Genomic DNA, 15,623 nt, shown 5'->3' with positions numbered 1-15,623 from the left:
ACCTTGGATTTACCCCCCTTAATCCCCCCTTGCAAAGGGGGGAAATCGGTTCTCCCCCTTACCAAGGGGGAGTTAGAGGGGGTGAGAAGGACTTGTGTGTACACCGTAGCTTTGGCGGGGTGGGGTTCTTCTGTTGAAGCCCTTATACCACTACCTTTTCTAAGATCAGCTTAGAACGCTTCACTTGTTCAGGAATCACCACGGGATAATCTCCGGTGAAGCAAGCAGAACAGAAACTATTGGTGTCTTCTCGTGTGGCTTCTAGCATTCCCTCCCAACTCAGATAGGCGAGACTGTCTACTTCCAGTTGCTTGGCAATTTCTGCTACTGACTTGGTAGCAGCAATTAGCTGATCCTGAGAATCGGTATCGATGCCATAGAAGCAGGGATGAGTTACAGGCGGAGACGAAATTCGCATGTGTACCTCTACTGCACCTGCTTCACGCAAAGTTTTGACTAGTTTACGGCTGGTAGTACCCCGTACAATCGAGTCGTCTACAATAATTACTCGTTTACCTACCAGTACATCTTTGAGGGGGTTGAGTTTCATCCGCAGACCCGATTCCCGCATGGTTTGGGTTGGTTGAATGAAGGTTCGCCCAACATAGCGATTTTTAATCAGTCCTTCGCCGTAAGCGACACCAGACGCTTGGGAAAATCCAATAGCAGCAGGTATACCAGAATCAGGAACACCAAAGACAATATCGGCATCTACAAAAGATTCTTTAGCTAGCTGGTGTCCTAATCGCATTCGATAGCTGTACAAACTCTCGTTGTGCATGACGCTATCAGGGCGGGCAAAGTAAATCATTTCAAAGATACACAATTTCCGCTCAGATTTTTGACTCCAATGATAAGAAGCTAAACCTTCTTCAGTAATCCAAACTAATTCACCTGGTTCTACGTCTCGCAGGTATTCGGCTCCAATGATGTCTAAACCACAAGTCTCGGAAGCCAAAACGTAACGGACTGGATTACCAGCCAAAGTACCGATTACTAAGGGGCGGATTCCATTAGGATCGCGGACACCCATAACGCCGACGGGAGTGCCAATAACTAAACTAAAGGCTCCTTGGCAACGTTGAAATGCCTGAATTCCACCTTCTAGCCAATCAGCGCCCGTATCTATGGCTTCTGCGATCGCAAAAGCGATCATTTCTGAGTCTGTTGTTGTGACTAAGTTACATTTATTCTCAAGCAACTCTTGACGCAATTGCACAGTATTGACTAAATTACCATTGTGTGCAAGCGCTATTGTACCTAAACGGGTTTCTAGTACTGCGGGTTGGGCATTAACTTTGCGACTAGAACCTGTGGTGGAATAACGAGTGTGACCAACAGCAAGACTACCGGGCAATTGATCCAAAACAGATTCATTGAAGACTTGAGACACCAAGCCCATATCTTTATGGAGATGTACCTTTGTCCCCTCAAAAGTGGCAATACCAGCTGATTCTTGACCCCGATGCTGGAGGGCATACAATCCAAAGTAGGTCAGTTTAGCAACGTTTTCTCCTGGGGCGTAGATGCCAAAAACACCACAAGCTTCTTCTGGCTTGTCAGGTTGATTTTCATGACTATTGATTGGGTTGTTGGTCTGGTCGGGGTATTCATCCGAAGTGACAGAATGAATAGAAATCATGCTAGCTTTGCTCCTGGTGGGGGGTCAATCAATTTTGGATTTGAGACTTCGGCTACGCTCAGTCGAACGATTGACGATTTTGGATTGATCGCACCGTGTAAAGATGCGGCTTGGGATTTTAGAATGGCTATTTTAGATTTTTTGCCCAGTAAGAGCAAGATATGAACTAGAAGCAACGCCCCTAATCCAAAATTTAAAATTCAAAATCTAAAATTGGTAGTCAGTCACTGGGATTATTAGATGGCTGGGGAGTTCTTAACAAATCTTTAACCATCCATTAAAACAGTACCGTAAATTTGCTCAGAGACGCTAAAAGTTGTGAGTGAAGTCTAAATACTCAGCATTCAGCGCTCAGAAGTAGTGGTATGGATGGCGAGACGTTTGGCGATCGCATGGAAATAGCGATCGTTCATATCTTCGATACTAACTTTGATTAAGATTTGGTTATCAGTGGTGAAAACCCCCAAACCCGTCTCAAAATTTCCAACCGTACCCAGTTTTTGCCACTCTTGACCGAGATGTTCCTGTAAATATGATTCCCAAATTTCTTGTTGTGCTGATGCTACAGAAACTAAAATTCTGGCACCACCTTCAGCAAACAACATCTCGTCTAAGCGGTTTAACTGTGTTGCTGCTATTTCTAAATTTATTTCGGCACCAAGGTTGCCAGCAAGGCAAGATTCGGCTAGTGCGATCGCCACTCCTCCCTCAGCAGAATCGTGAGCTGAACGTACCCAACCATTACGAATTCCTTCACGACAAACTTTCTGGACGCGGCGTTCCAAGTCAAAATCTACCCGTGGTGGTTTTCCGGCAACAGTATCGTGGATAGTAGCTAAATATTCAGATGCTCCCAAACTGATTTGAGATGCTAGAGGCAATCCCAGAAGATAAATCAGATCGCCGGATGCTTGCCAACCTTGACCACAAATTTTGGTTAGATCGGGAATCAAGCCCACCATACCGACAACAGGAGTGGGATAAATGGGTTGTGGGATGCCTTGAGAATCAAGAGTTTCGTTGTACAAAGAGACATTTCCGCCTGTGACTGGTGTCGCCAATTCTCGGCAACCTTCCGCCAAACCGCGACAAGCTTCTGCCAATTGCCAGTAACCAATGGGTTTTTCTGGAGAGCCAAAATTCAGATTATCCGTCACCGCCAAAGGTTCAGCACCCACACAACTAAGATTGCGTGCAGCTTCTGCCACCACTGCCTTAGCTCCTTCGTAAGGGTCAAGATAAACATAACGAGGATTGCAATCTACCGTTGCCGCCACACCGCTTTGGGCATTGAGGGTTTCCTTGTCTCCTTGTCCTCCTTGTCCCCTTGTCCCCTTGTCCTCTTCCAAAGGGCGTAAGCGGATAACAGCCGCATCTGCGCCACCTGGAAGCATTACTGTATTATTTTGTACCTGATGGTCATACTGACGATATACCCAATTTTTAGAAGCGATCGTGGGTGTATCGAGCAAAGTTAAGAAAATATCATTCCAACTTTGCAGTCCTCCTGGAAGTTCTATTCCAGCAGTTGTGGAAGGAGGTAGGGAATCAGCAGTCCATTCCCAAGCTTGACGCGCATATTCTGGCGCTTCTGCCAATAACTCTCGGTTATACAGTGGGGTATTCTCCGCTAAAGCCTCAGCAGGAATTTCTGCTGCTACTTCACCCTGAAAGAGAATTCGCACAATAGGATCGGCGATGACTGTACCAGCCACAACAGCTTGAAGTCCCCAACGGTGGAAAATGTCAATTAATTCTTGCTCGCGCCCTTTATGAGCAACAAACAGCATTCGTTCTTGAGATTCCGAAAGCAGATATTCATAAGGAACCATCCCCATTTCTCTGACGGGAATCTTATCTAAATCTAGTTCAATTCCCACACCGCCTTTTGCCGCCATCTCTGAAGTAGAACAGGTGATTCCCGCAGCTCCCATATCTTGGGCGGCGACAACTGCACCCGTTTTAAACGCCTCCAGACAAGCTTCAATTAACGACTTTTCCAAAAAGGGATCGCCCACTTGCACAGCAGGGCGATCGTCTATGGATTGATCGCTCAATTCTGCACTAGCAAAACTCGCGCCTCCCATACCATCGCGCCCAGTGGTGGAACCAACATACAGCACGGGGTTGCCTAAGCCAGATGCTCCAGATTTGACGATTTCTGAGGTTTCCATCAACCCCAATGCCATAACGTTCACCAGAGGATTACCAGAGTAAGCAGAGTCAAAGTAGACTTCGCCGCCAACGGTGGGTACTCCCACACAGTTACCATAATGAGAGATTCCTGCCACCACACCGCTAAACAGCCGTTGAGTTTTGGGATCTTCTAGGGAACCAAAGCGTAACGAGTTTAATAGGGCAATGGGACGCGCACCCATTGTAAAAATATCTCTGAGAATACCTCCGACTCCCGTTGCAGCTCCTTGAAAGGGTTCGACTGCTGAGGGATGGTTGTGAGATTCAATCTTAAAAGCTAGTTGGAGTCCATCACCCAAATCTACAACACCAGCATTTTCACCAGGCCCCACGAGGATGCGGGGGCCATCGGTGGGAAATTGTTTGAGTAGAGGTCGAGAATTTTTGTAACAGCAATGCTCAGACCACATGACACCAAACATTCCCAGTTCAGCTTTGTTGGGATGACGGCCTAGCCGACGGACAATTTCTGCGTATTCTTCTGGTTTAAGACCAACAGCCGCAATTTCTTGGGGGGAAAAAGCTGGTTTTGAGGTTGCAGTCATGGAAGTAATGCACTCTGGGGGGACAGAGCATTATTCTATCGATTTACTTGCCCTGTAAGTACAGTTCTTAATTGAAGCGCGATCGCTCTTTAATTTAAACTCTAACTAAATACTTGTATTTCCATCTTGGTAAATAATTGGTAGAAAATGCTTGTGCAGCCTTTTTTACAAGCAAACTTATTTCTTTGATGGAGGAGTAGTAAAACCCCAGAATGCACTCAACAGGATTATTTCGACCATGAGATAGACAAGATGAAGATCAATAGCACACAAAATGCTTTAGTCTGTAAAGATAACTTTATTTTTTAATCTTGGTGAAATTTCTAGCTCCTTTACTTACGTGAGTCTAGTCTCACTCAGAGATTATTCGGGTATATGCAGTTTAGATGTAACAATCAAGTGACGAGAATCACACATATCGATGATTAAGATCGTCCCCCAGCGATCGGTAACTAGGCATAATTAATGACAACTGAACTCTAGCCGAGTCATTAATAGGGAACACACTTAATAGCCGACAGTCTTAATCAAGGACTGTCGGTTTTTTGTATTTGTCCTTAGTCATTGGTCATTGGTCATTGGTCATTAGTCAAATGCCCCATGCCCATATCCATAAAATTTCCCCACAACTGGTTGGTAACTTGACAGAGATTTTGCCACAGCCACTACCAAATGTGGGGAAGGTACGATCAAATTGGGGATCTTATGCCTATCGAGTGCTAATGTTTCGCACTCACTCTAGTAGACCGGAAGTATATTCCTAGAACCAGCACACACTTTGTCTTAAGACATCGCTTGAATGATGTAATCAAAGTAAGGTGCTGCTTCGGCAGCGTCTTCCGCACTCAGTAAGCTAAGGGAGGCTGTTTTGAGGGAATTAATCGCTTCTACCATTCCAGGCACGGGAACGCCCAATGAATTGTACATTTCCCGCACACCAATCAAACCAATTTTTTCGATTGGCTCTTTGTCACCGGCAAGTACACCATAAGTAATTAGGCGTAAGTACCAGCCAAAATCACGGATACATAGAGAGCGTTGGCGTTCGCCGTAAGCATTACCTCCAGGGGAGATAAAGTCAGGACGCTTCTGCCAAAGTTGTTTAGTTGCTTCTTGAACTATCTTCTTTTCGTTTTCAGCTAAGGTAGCCGCAATCCGCGTCCGTTGTACACCGGTTTGCAAAAAGTCTTTGATATTTTTAAGTTCGCCACTGCTGGGATAACGCAGTTCGTCGTCGGCTTTGAGAATAACTTGGCTAATTACAGTCATGATTATTGAAATCACCTGAAATATTATCTGTTAGTTTAGCGAGTTGGAGGTACACAAGTGAAGGGATAGGAGCTACTTATGTATTGAATTTATCTATTTGGGGGAGTGGGGAGCAGGGGAGCAGGGGAGGCAGGGGAAGAAGAATTAATAATTAATGTCCAATACTTCGACTTCGCTCAGTACAAGTGCCCAATGCCCAATGCCCAATGCCCAATACCCAATGCCCAATGCCCAATGCCCAGTAACAAATGACAAATGACAAATGACAAATGACTAAAATAATTTGGCAACAGGGTGAATTAATTGAAGTGACGATCGCTAACCTGAGTGATACAGGTGATGGTGTGGGACGCGCTGATGAGCGTGTAGTGTTTGTCCCAGATACTGTCCCAGGCGATCGCGCCATTGTCCGCTTGGTACACGTTAAACCAAAATACGGCCACGGTAAGCTCCAAGAGCTATTGGAGCCATCCCTCCACCGTATCCGACCTAGCTGTATTGTGGCGGATAAGTGCGGCGGTTGTCAGTGGCAGCATATTAATTATGATTACCAGCTAGTAGCCAAACAAAATCAAGTTATCCAAGCTTTGGAACGTATTGGCGGTTTTATCCAACCACCAGTAGATCCGGTACTTGCTGCCCCTTCTGCTTTGGGCTACCGTAACAAATCTACATATCCTCTCTCGCTATCGGCAACAGGACAAGTACAAGCTGGTTACTATCAAAAAGGTAGTCACCAATTAATTAATTTAAATCAATGTCCAGTCCAAGATGCGCGATTAAATCCCTTACTTGCCGAAGTTAAGCAGGATATTCAACAGCAAGGTTGGCAAATTTACGACGAACACCGCCACCAAGGAAAAATTCGCCATCTCGGTTTACGCATTGGGCGACACACTGGGGAAATGTTGCTGACTTTGGTGGTAAAGGACTGGAATTTATCAGGAATTGAAACCCAAGCCCAGGAATGGTTAAAGCGCTATCCGCAGTTAGTGGGAGTGTCGCTCAATCGCAATAGCGATCGCACAAATGCTATCTTTGGATCAGAAACCCGTTGCATTGCTGGAGTCCCCCACCTGCGTGAAAATTTTGCTGGACTGGAATTTCAAGTACGCCCAGATACATTTTTCCAAGTGTATACCGAAACAGCAGAGGCACTATTACAGGTAATTCAATCAGAACTCAATCTTCAAGGGCATGAGTTCCTAGTTGATGCCTACTGTGGTATTGGGACTTTAACTTTGCCTCTTGCCAAAAAAGTACGAATTGCTACAGGATTAGAAGTGCAACCAGCAGCAGTAGAACAAGCAATTTTGAATGCCCACCGCAACGGAATTGATAATGTGACTTTCCTTGTCGGGGCAGTAGAGAAATTGCTTCCCCAAATGGGCACAATACCAGAAGTAGTAATACTCGATCCGCCACGTAAGGGGTGCGATCGCGCAGTCATAGACACTTTACGGCAATTGAAACCATATAGGATCGTTTACGTCAGCTGTAAAGTAGCTACCCTCGCCCGCGACCTGAAATTGCTTTGTCAAGATGGGCAATATACCATCACACGGGTACAACCTGCTGATTTTTTTCCTCAAACTGCTCATGTTGAAGCTGCCGCCTTTCTTGTGTTATCACATTGTTGACAAGGTTAGTAATTCCTTCAAAAAAACTGAAATTTGAAATTTTTAGTCTAGTGCATACTAAAGATGCTAAAATTGAATTAAGCGAAAAATAAAAATTCATTTTGTTTAAATAAATTCAAGTAGCATAGGTTCTGAAAAATATGAAGAAGATTGTGTGAATGATAAATCGGCAACTAATTAGAGTATGCCAATACTCTCTAAAATTAACAGCATATTCTTAATTTGCTGACCTCATTATCAAATTTCTTCCAGCCGATATATCTAAACAATCGCAATTCATAGTTATAGAGCCAATGCTCCCTAGCATTTTCAAAATTTAGTTTTAAAGACGCAAGTTTGAAGGCAGCATGACCACCTCAAGTTTTATCAGGGTGACTGTAATAGCAAACTGATGTCTAGCTAACTGAAAGCTATGGGGTTTCTCTTGTGATTACTATTTCACTCCGTCCAGTTGGACGTTATTGGGGCACTATTAGTTTTGCCTCAACCCTCTACCTTTGTCCCATATTAGACTTATTGTTGGCAGAAATTCCAGCAAGATTACAAGCAGAACTGCGGCTAGGACTTCAAGAAGCCCTAGTCAACGCAGCTAAACATGGTAATAATCTCGATCCGAGTAAAACAGTTGTAGTTCGTTTTTCCGTAATAGATAATCAATATTGGTGGATAATATCAGACCAGGGTAGTGGTTTTACTCCTTCATCTACTAGTAATGAAGAACCAACAGACTATCTTCCACCAGATGAGTCAGAAAATGGTCGTGGTTTATGTCTTCTACATCAAATTTTTGATCGGGTAGAGTGGAACCGAAAAGGCACAGAATTGAGACTTTGTAAACAAATGGAAAATCGCCGGGGATTATCTCTGCGGCGGTAACTTAGTTAGGAGTTAGGAGTTAAAAGTTAGGAGTTGAATAATAATTCATAACTCCTAACTCTTAACTTTTAACTTTTTCCGTGAGTTTGACAGGGAGGGGCAGAAATGGAGCGATCTAACCAACCAACTGCTTGTTGTAATCTAGCTTGAGCTTCTTCTGGCTGATTCTTTAAAAGATACACAATAGCTGCTGCCACTTGTTCATTAGCGCGGGAATTGCGGTTAGACTTGAGGCGATGCCAATCGTTAGGGGAAATAGTCAGCCTTTCCATGAGGGCTTGAGCTAGTTCCAGAGTACTAAATTCATTCAGTTGACTGGTTTTAGGCAGCTGAGTAGATTGAGACATAATTATGAGTCCTTTGTCTTTTGTCCTTCGTCCTTTGTCCTTCGTCCTTTGAAAAATTACAAATGACTAATGACTAATGACAATTGATTAATATTTAATTTTAGTTTACTACTTGTAAATGAAGCCGCCAAAACAATCACAGCCGTCAGCAGAAAATCCCGAACCAGATTTTGAACAAGAATTAGAGGAAGTAGAGCGATCGCTCCTATCCTTAAAAGAACGTTACGATCGAGTGCAACGCGATCGCCAACAACAGGCACAATGGCAACAGCATAGGGATCGACTAAAGCACAATAAATCTCAGACACCAGAAATCAAAGCAGAGTTACGGCACATTCAACAGCAGTTAGAAAGGCTAGAAGTGAACTTAGAAAGCCAGTTATTTTCTTGGCGTAGCCTCAAAAAACCTTTCTGGCAAGTCGTCCGCTTTGGTGGAATGGGCGTTATCATAGGCTGGATATTAAAGTCTTATGCTGGGTAAATATGGTAAATCGACGGATTGCAGAAATATTGCGAAGTGGCCAACCTGATGAGTCCCTCCAAGTGCAAGGCTGGGTGCGGACGAAGCGCGAGTCCAAAGGGTTTGCTTTTATTGAAGTCAATGACGGCTCATCACTAGCTAATTTGCAAGTCGTCATTAATCAGGATTTGCCAGATTACGAAGCTATATTGAAAAAATTGAATACGGGTGCTGCTGTTGAGACAACAGGGGTACTAGTGGCTTCTCTTGGTAAAGGACAACGGATTGAGTTGAAAGCCGAGTCCGTGAAAGTTTACGGGGAAGCCGATCCCGATACATATCCCCTGCAAAAGAAACGCCATTCCTTTGAGTTTCTGCGAACCATTGGACATTTGCGATCGCGAACTAATTCCTTTGGTGCAGTTTTCCGTGTCAGAAATGCTTGTTCGACAGCAATTCACCAATTTTTCCAAGAAAGAGGCTTTTTGTGGGTACACACACCCATTATTACTGCTAGCGATTGCGAAGGCGCGGGTGAATTGTTTAGCGTTACCAGTTTAGATTTAAAGAATATTCCCCGCACAGAAAACCAAGCAGTAGATTACAGCCAAGACTTTTTTGCTAAACCCACATATTTAACAGTTAGCGGCCAGTTGGAAGCGGAAGTTATGGCGATGGCGTTTTCTAACGTCTACACATTTGGCCCTACCTTCCGTGCAGAAAATTCCAACACCTCCCGTCACCTAGCAGAATTTTGGATGGTTGAGCCAGAAATGGCTTTTTGTGACTTAGAAGGCGATATGGATTTGGCTGAGGCTTTTCTCAAATACATTTTTAAATATGTGTTGGAAACCTGCCCAGAAGATATGGAATTTTTTAATGAACGCATTGATAAATCTGTGTTAGCGACAGCCGAAAATATTATTAATAATCAGTTTGAACGGTTAACTTATACAGAAGCCATCAAACTTTTAGAAAAAGCTGATGTTAAATTTGAATATCCAGTGAGTTGGGGTTTAGATTTACAATCAGAACACGAACGCTACCTAGCTGAACAACAGTTTAAAAAGCCAGTAATTGTCACAGATTACCCAGCGCAAATCAAAGCCTTTTATATGCGCTTAAACGACGATGAAAAAACCGTCCGCGCAATGGATATTCTCGCACCGAAAATTGGCGAAATTGTCGGCGGTTCTCAGCGCGAAGAACGTTTAGAAGTTCTAGAACGCCGTGTGTTAGCGCAAGGATTAAACCCAGAAGACTTGTGGTGGTATCTTGATTTGCGTCGTTATGGTACTGTTCCTCATGCGGGTTTTGGACTAGGTTTTGAACGACTCGTGCAATTTATGACTGGTATGGGAAATATTCGTGATGTGATTCCGTTCCCGCGTACACCCCAAAGTGCTGAGTTTTAGTTTAAATTTTAGACCTGGCCATTTCTAATCGCCAGGTTTTTGACTTTTGTGGATAAACAGAAATCCATCTGAGAATATTTATCATGAGCATACAAGACCAAACTATTGGTAAAATCCGGCAAATGCCAGAAGCTTTAGTTCAGGAAGTAAGTGATTTTATCGACTTCCTATTAATGAAGCATAGCGGTAAAAACTGGGAACTATGGCTTCAGTTTAGCGAGTCGTTAGAAATAGTAGAATCAGATTTTTCAGAATATTTATCTAATTTAGAAGATTATGAAGAACGCTTGGCGCGTGGAGAAATCCAGTGGTAGATATCTCAAGAGGAGATGTAGTTTTGTGCGATCTAAATCCTGTTATTGGTACAGAACAAGCAGGGATTAGACCTGTCGTAGTAGTGCAAATTGATCGGGCAAATGCTGTTAGTCCCCATACCATTATCGCACCATTCACCTCAAAAATTAGACGTGCTATTTTACCCTCTCATGTGTTTGTACCTGCTGGCATCGGTGGTTTAAACCAAGATTCTGTTGTGCTTTGTGAGCAACTTCGGGTTGTTGATAAATCAAGAATTATCAGAGTGATTGGTCATTTGGATGATAATTATTTAGATGAATTGGCAATAGCTTTATGTACTATCCTTGGGTTAAGGATTATGAACAATGATAATGATTGATAAATATTAGGTATTCTCAGATCATTTATTTATATAGTTATTGAACTGTTCCCCATACGGGTTTTGGGTTGGGTTTTGAATGACTCGTGCAATTGATGACGGGTATAAGAAATATTCGTGATGTAATTCCGTTTCCGCGTACACCACAAAGTACTGAGTTTTAGTTTGAAACCCAGGCGATTATAAATCACGTCTACAAGTAATTTTTGAAGTTTTCGGCAATAAATTTACAGATATTGTCATACATAGCAGCTTTCAAGAATGGGTATCATGTATTGCTGATAAAAATTAAATTTGTTAGTCTTGGGTTTCCTTGCGTCAATCCAACCTACTATTACTAGACATCGTAGGATAGGTGTCTTGCATAGCCGACAAGGAACATCAAAGTTAGCAATGGAGATGTAAATTAGTGTTAATGCTACTTCTCAATATTGGGAATGAGCGATATGCCATAGAAAGCCGACAGGTTATAGAAGTAATACCACTTGTTGTACTCAAAAGTTTGCCCCACCAGCCTGAGCATATCGCTGGTGTTTTTAACTATCGCGGACGCATTGTACCAGTAATTGATTTATGTCAGTTGATGCGTGGTAAACCCTCCAGTGAGTATCTGAGTACTAGAATTGTCCTAGTCAATTATTGGGGAAGTAATAATACAGAACTTCAGGCTCCCTATATTTTGGGTTTGATGACAGAACAAGTTGTAGAAACATTACATCAGTCTGAGTCTGAATTTGTCGATCCCAATATTCAGATAGATACAGCGCCATATTTGGGCAAAATGATTGTAGATGATCGAGGGATGATTCAGTGCCTTCGCATTGAGTACTTGTTGTCAGAAGCGCAGCAAGTCAATCTCTTGCCAGAAAGTCATCACAATACTAGATTTTAGATTGGTCTGAAGACTCTATAAATGGCACAATCTGTTATTCAAGCTTTACTAAAAAGCAAGATTGGTTTAGATGCAAATTCTATTGGTGCTGATGCGATCGCTAGTGCAATTTATCAACGCATGGCAGATTGCGGCATCACGGATATTGCCCACTATCTAGGTAAGTTACAGGGATCTACCCAGGAATGGGAAGCACTGATTGACAGCGTAATTGTTCCAGAAACTTGGTTTTTTCGAGAACCAGAATCCTTTGCGTTTCTAAAGCATTACGTATTATCTGAGTGGTTGCCAAAAAATCCCCAAAATGTACTGCGGGTTTTGAGTGTACCTTGTGCAACGGGTGAAGAACCATATTCCATTGCGATCGCTCTTTTGGAAGCAGGATTAAATCCGACGAACATTCACATCGATGCTGTTGATATTAGCAACAAGTGCCTACTAAAAGTGCAACGAGCAATCTACCATCAATACTCGTTTCGCGGCAATAGCCAATCGTTTCAAGAGGGCTATTTTCAGGCAACTGAGGCAGGATATCGCCTGTGCGAACAGGTAAAATGTATGGTGAATTTTCTGCACAGTAACTTAGTAGATACCGATTTTTTATTGGGTACGCCGCCCTATGATATTGTCTTTTGTCGTAACCTGCTGATTTACTTTGATAGTGCTACCAAGGTACATACTATTGGAGTTCTAAAAAGGTTGCTAAACCCGCAAGGTTTGCTATTTGTTGGACATGCTGAAGCTTGGTTATTATCGAAAACTGAATTTGTTTCAGTTCGTCAAGATTCAGTAGTTGCTCATCGAAAGTCCCCAGCGTGCGAAAATATTCGCAAAAATCATCATCCCAATCTTCACAAACAAGACTTTACAAGCAAAAATATCGATGTTCTCAACAAGCGACAACTACCCAACAAAAACCATTCCAAGTTTGCCGCACAACCGAGATTGAATCTTCCTCCTCAAAACCCCATATTACCAAAAGACCTGAAGGAAAATTTGTTAGAAACAGCCAGAAACTTAGCTAATCAAGGTCAATTGAATGAGGCTGCTAAATTATGCAATGACTATCTGAACCAAAATCAGGTCAGTATTGAAGCGTATCTTCTACTTGGTCAGGTACAGCAAGCAATGGCACAAAATGAGCAGGCGGAACAATCTTTTCAAAAAGCAATCTACCTGCAACCTACCCATGAAGAGGCACTTATTCATTTGGCATTACTCAGAGAACATCAAGGAAATAATGGTAGCGCAAACATCCTTTGGCAGCGAATTCACCGACTAAAGAAGAAGTGAAATCAGGATAGCGCTTAATAATTTGTTTCAAAATTGAATATGCAAACTGTTAATCTCGTTTACGATCTGGGAACTCTAAGAATTGCAAGTATTTCAAAAGACTTTTGACATCATGTTCAAAAATATTTACAACAAATTAATCAGTCATAAAGGCTTATATCTATATGAGCCTAACCGTATAACCCAATCTGGTTTAGTTAAGGGTTACTGGCAACAATTTTGGGTTTTCGAGACGCGATAAATCGCCGTCTCTACAAGTGTTTTGTTGCTCATTCTGAACTGTTTTGCTATATAACCTTCATCTGCCTCTGGCAAAATTTACTTTTGCAAAAAATATAATTGGCGAATTGGGTAAACCTCAAGCAATTCTTATCCATCCAGAAACGTACATTAAAACCTCATCCATTTGGAAACTTGGAGTAGTGCGGACATCTTGTCCGCTAATATCAGCAGGAAGCAAGATACTCACACTACTTGAAAAATATGGTTCTCAAAATAGATGTGGTTTAGTATAGCGTGGTGGAAATAGTTATCCAATTTTAAAAGCTGACTTCCGCATTTTACCTAATACACCTATTTGGAAAAAGTCAAACATCAAAAATATATGCAACAAGGAATTAGAATTAATCAATTTGTCATTGGTGGATTTGGAATCATTGTTATCTTAACAGGTATTGCTAGTTTTGTGTCTAAATCAGCAAACGATTCTCTAGCTAATTCTGCTACTTTAGTAACGCATACCTATTCAGTTAAATTGGATTTAAAAGAAATTGAAAAAATTTTAGTTGATGCTGAAACTGGCCAAAGAGGATTTATTATTACAAACAAACAACAATATTTAGAGCCTTATGAAATTGCTAGAAATAACCTGAAGGATAAATTTAAATATTTAAGACAAAAAATTTCAGACAATCAAAAGCAAGTCCAGAGTTTAGATAAATTTGAGGAGTTATCCCAAGAAAAGATGAGCGAGTTAGAAACAACGATCGCTCTCAAAAAAGCTGGTAAAGAGCAAGAAGTACTAGCTCTGATTCTTTCAGATAAAGGTAAAAATATTATGGATGCAATCAGACAAAAGCTTATTGAGATGCTGCAAACAGAAGGGCAACTTTTAGAAGAGAGGCAAAAGCAAGCAAGTCAATTTCAGGCATTTGCAAATTTCGTTAATTTCGCTACTTTCTTCTGTATTATGATTGTTGCATTCATTGTTTCACTGGTTATTGTCCGCATTCTCAGTCTTTCCTTGAGTCGCTCTTTGCAGTCAGCATTTAGTCTAGCAGAACAGGTTTCTGCCGGTGATTTGACAACCCAGGTTGAAGTTACCTCAGATGATGAAATTGGCAAGTTAATGGCTGCATTGAAAAACATGATTGCTAACCTCAATACTCTTGTCCGTCAGGTGCAAAATTCAGGTATTCAGGTAACTACTTCGGCTACTCAAATTGCCGCTTCTGGTAAACAATTAGAAGCGACAATTTCTGAACAAGTAGCCTCTACGAATGAGGTAACTGCTACTGCTAAAGAAATTGCTGCAACTTCTAGGGAACTGGTAAATACTATGGAACAAGTTGCGACTACCTCACAAATCACGACGACGGCTGCTAGCACTAGCCAAAAAGATTTGGTTCGTATGGAAGCCACTATGCGGCAGTTGGTAGAAGCCACCAATGCGATCGCTGCTCGACTGGGAGTAATTAGCGAAAAGGCGAATAACATTAACAACATTGTTGTCACGATTACGAAAGTGGCAGATCAGACAAATCTACTGTCGTTAAATGCTGCTATTGAAGCCGAGAAAGCTGGAGAATATGGTTTGGGTTTTGCGGTTGTTGCTAGAGAAATCCGCCGGCTGGCAGATCAAACTGCTGTTGCTACTCTCGACATTGAACAGATGGTAAAACAGATGCAATCGTCAGTCTCTACAGGTGTGATGGAGATGGACAAATTTGCTGCTGAAGTTGGACGAAGTGTAGAAGATGTTGCCAGCATTAGTTCTCAAATTGGGCAAATTATCCAACAAGTGCAAGACATGGCCCCTCACTTTGAGTCTGTGAACCAAGGTATGGAAATCCAGTCAGTGGGAGCGCAACAAATTAGTGATGCGATGGTGCAGTTGAGTAGTACTTCAGTGCAAACAGCCGATTCTCTGCGAGAAATTAATAGTGCGATCGCTCAACTCAATCAAGTTGCTCAAGGATTACGTCAAGAGATTGCCCGCTTTCAGGTGAAAACAGAATATTCTAGTTTAATTCCTCAGCAATCAATTTAATCAACAATTGAGGAAATATTTCAATACTTTTAGATCGTCAGTAAAATCTAGTTTCTGAACTAAACTACCTACTTAATAATTTGTTTAAAAATAAAAATACAAA

General features: G+C 42.1%; 13 protein-coding genes and 1 pseudogene. 10 read left to right on the top strand and 4 right to left on the bottom strand.

What is annotated here, in order from left to right:
* Positions 1-142: 142 nt before the first annotated feature.
* From purF to RMZ95_RS17405, 3 genes are all read right to left on the bottom strand, one after another.
* Positions 143-1,642, bottom strand: coding sequence for an amidophosphoribosyltransferase (purF, locus tag RMZ95_RS17415; protein WP_322686711.1), 1,500 nt, complete (start codon positions 1,640-1,642; stop codon positions 143-145).
* A 344-nt stretch (positions 1,643-1,986) separates the two neighbouring features.
* Positions 1,987-4,383, bottom strand: a complete 2,397-nt coding sequence (gene purL / locus RMZ95_RS17410) for a phosphoribosylformylglycinamidine synthase subunit PurL (protein WP_322686712.1) — start codon at positions 4,381-4,383, stop codon at positions 1,987-1,989.
* Positions 4,384-5,166: 783 nt separating this feature from the next.
* Complete coding sequence (locus RMZ95_RS17405) at positions 5,167-5,652, bottom strand: allophycocyanin subunit alpha-B (protein ID WP_094348587.1); 486 nt, start codon at positions 5,650-5,652, stop codon at positions 5,167-5,169.
* 269 nt (positions 5,653-5,921) lie between these two features.
* Here RMZ95_RS17405 and rlmD point away from each other — a divergent pair, with 269 nt between their 5' ends.
* A complete protein-coding gene (gene rlmD, locus RMZ95_RS17400) occupies positions 5,922-7,292 on the top strand; it encodes a 23S rRNA (uracil(1939)-C(5))-methyltransferase RlmD (protein WP_322686713.1) in 1,371 nt (456 codons plus the stop codon).
* Between the two features lie 426 nt (positions 7,293-7,718).
* Positions 7,719-8,168 carry an anti-sigma regulatory factor gene (locus RMZ95_RS17395; RefSeq protein ID WP_322669713.1) on the top strand — a complete coding sequence of 150 codons (450 nt, stop codon included), beginning with the start codon at positions 7,719-7,721 and terminating at the stop codon, positions 8,166-8,168.
* Positions 8,169-8,236: 68 nt separating this feature from the next.
* Here RMZ95_RS17395 and RMZ95_RS17390 read toward each other — a convergent pair whose 3' ends face one another.
* Complete coding sequence (locus tag RMZ95_RS17390; RefSeq protein WP_322669712.1) at positions 8,237-8,515, bottom strand: DUF6439 family protein; 279 nt, start codon at positions 8,513-8,515, stop codon at positions 8,237-8,239.
* 118 nt (positions 8,516-8,633) lie between these two features.
* Here RMZ95_RS17390 and RMZ95_RS17385 point away from each other — a divergent pair, with 118 nt between their 5' ends.
* The 8 genes and pseudogenes from RMZ95_RS17385 (at position 8,634) to RMZ95_RS17350 (ending at position 15,520) form a co-directional block, all read left to right on the top strand.
* Complete coding sequence (locus tag RMZ95_RS17385) at positions 8,634-8,996, top strand: hypothetical protein (RefSeq protein ID WP_322686714.1); 363 nt, start codon at positions 8,634-8,636, stop codon at positions 8,994-8,996.
* Between the two features lie 2 nt (positions 8,997-8,998).
* Entirely contained in the window at positions 8,999-10,390 is a 1,392-nt protein-coding gene (gene asnS, locus RMZ95_RS17380) for an asparagine--tRNA ligase (protein ID WP_322686715.1), read from the top strand.
* An 83-nt stretch (positions 10,391-10,473) separates the two neighbouring features.
* The gene (locus RMZ95_RS17375; RefSeq protein WP_229456950.1) at positions 10,474-10,704 is read left to right on the top strand and encodes a DUF2281 domain-containing protein; all 231 of its coding nucleotides are present in this window, start codon (positions 10,474-10,476) and stop codon (positions 10,702-10,704) included.
* Complete coding sequence (locus RMZ95_RS17370; RefSeq protein WP_322669709.1) at positions 10,698-11,066, top strand: type II toxin-antitoxin system PemK/MazF family toxin; 369 nt, start codon at positions 10,698-10,700, stop codon at positions 11,064-11,066. Before RMZ95_RS17375 ends, RMZ95_RS17370 begins: the two co-directional genes overlap by 7 nt.
* Before the next feature lie 44 nt (positions 11,067-11,110).
* Positions 11,111-11,230 (top strand): annotated as a pseudogene (locus tag RMZ95_RS17365) (amino acid--tRNA ligase-related protein); the annotation flags it as partial.
* A gap of 251 nt (positions 11,231-11,481) precedes the next feature.
* Positions 11,482-11,958 carry a chemotaxis protein CheW gene (locus RMZ95_RS17360; RefSeq protein ID WP_322686716.1) on the top strand — a complete coding sequence of 159 codons (477 nt, stop codon included), beginning with the start codon at positions 11,482-11,484 and terminating at the stop codon, positions 11,956-11,958.
* A 21-nt stretch (positions 11,959-11,979) separates the two neighbouring features.
* A complete protein-coding gene (locus RMZ95_RS17355) occupies positions 11,980-13,251 on the top strand; it encodes a CheR family methyltransferase (protein WP_322686717.1) in 1,272 nt (423 codons plus the stop codon).
* Positions 13,252-13,855: 604 nt separating this feature from the next.
* A complete protein-coding gene (locus RMZ95_RS17350) occupies positions 13,856-15,520 on the top strand; it encodes a methyl-accepting chemotaxis protein (protein WP_322686718.1) in 1,665 nt (554 codons plus the stop codon).
* The last annotated feature ends 103 nt before the right edge of the window (positions 15,521-15,623 follow it).

This window comes from Nostoc sp. DedQUE07 (genome assembly GCF_034530975.2).
Taxonomy (GTDB): Bacteria; Cyanobacteriota; Cyanobacteriia; order Cyanobacteriales; family Nostocaceae; genus Nostoc.
This window is presented reverse-complemented; position numbering and strand designations above follow the sequence as displayed.

What these genes read in the sequence shown, in the direction of transcription:
- RMZ95_RS17360 (WP_322686716.1), top strand. Translation starts at nt 11,482, where the DNA reads ATGCTACTTCTCAATATTGGGAATGAGCGATATGCCATAGAAAGCCGA.
- asnS (WP_322686715.1), top strand. Translation starts at nt 8,999, where the DNA reads ATGGTAAATCGACGGATTGCAGAAATATTGCGAAGTGGCCAACCTGAT.
- RMZ95_RS17355 (WP_322686717.1), top strand. Translation starts at nt 11,980, where the DNA reads ATGGCACAATCTGTTATTCAAGCTTTACTAAAAAGCAAGATTGGTTTA.
- purF (WP_322686711.1), bottom strand. Translation starts at nt 1,642, where the DNA reads ATGATTTCTATTCATTCTGTCACTTCGGATGAATACCCCGACCAGACC.
- purL (WP_322686712.1), bottom strand. Translation starts at nt 4,383, where the DNA reads ATGACTGCAACCTCAAAACCAGCTTTTTCCCCCCAAGAAATTGCGGCT.
- RMZ95_RS17375 (WP_229456950.1), top strand. Translation starts at nt 10,474, where the DNA reads ATGAGCATACAAGACCAAACTATTGGTAAAATCCGGCAAATGCCAGAA.
- RMZ95_RS17350 (WP_322686718.1), top strand. Translation starts at nt 13,856, where the DNA reads ATGCAACAAGGAATTAGAATTAATCAATTTGTCATTGGTGGATTTGGA.
- RMZ95_RS17405 (WP_094348587.1), bottom strand. Translation starts at nt 5,652, where the DNA reads ATGACTGTAATTAGCCAAGTTATTCTCAAAGCCGACGACGAACTGCGT.
- RMZ95_RS17385 (WP_322686714.1), top strand. Translation starts at nt 8,634, where the DNA reads ATGAAGCCGCCAAAACAATCACAGCCGTCAGCAGAAAATCCCGAACCA.
- RMZ95_RS17390 (WP_322669712.1), bottom strand. Translation starts at nt 8,515, where the DNA reads ATGTCTCAATCTACTCAGCTGCCTAAAACCAGTCAACTGAATGAATTT.
- rlmD (WP_322686713.1), top strand. Translation starts at nt 5,922, where the DNA reads ATGACTAAAATAATTTGGCAACAGGGTGAATTAATTGAAGTGACGATC.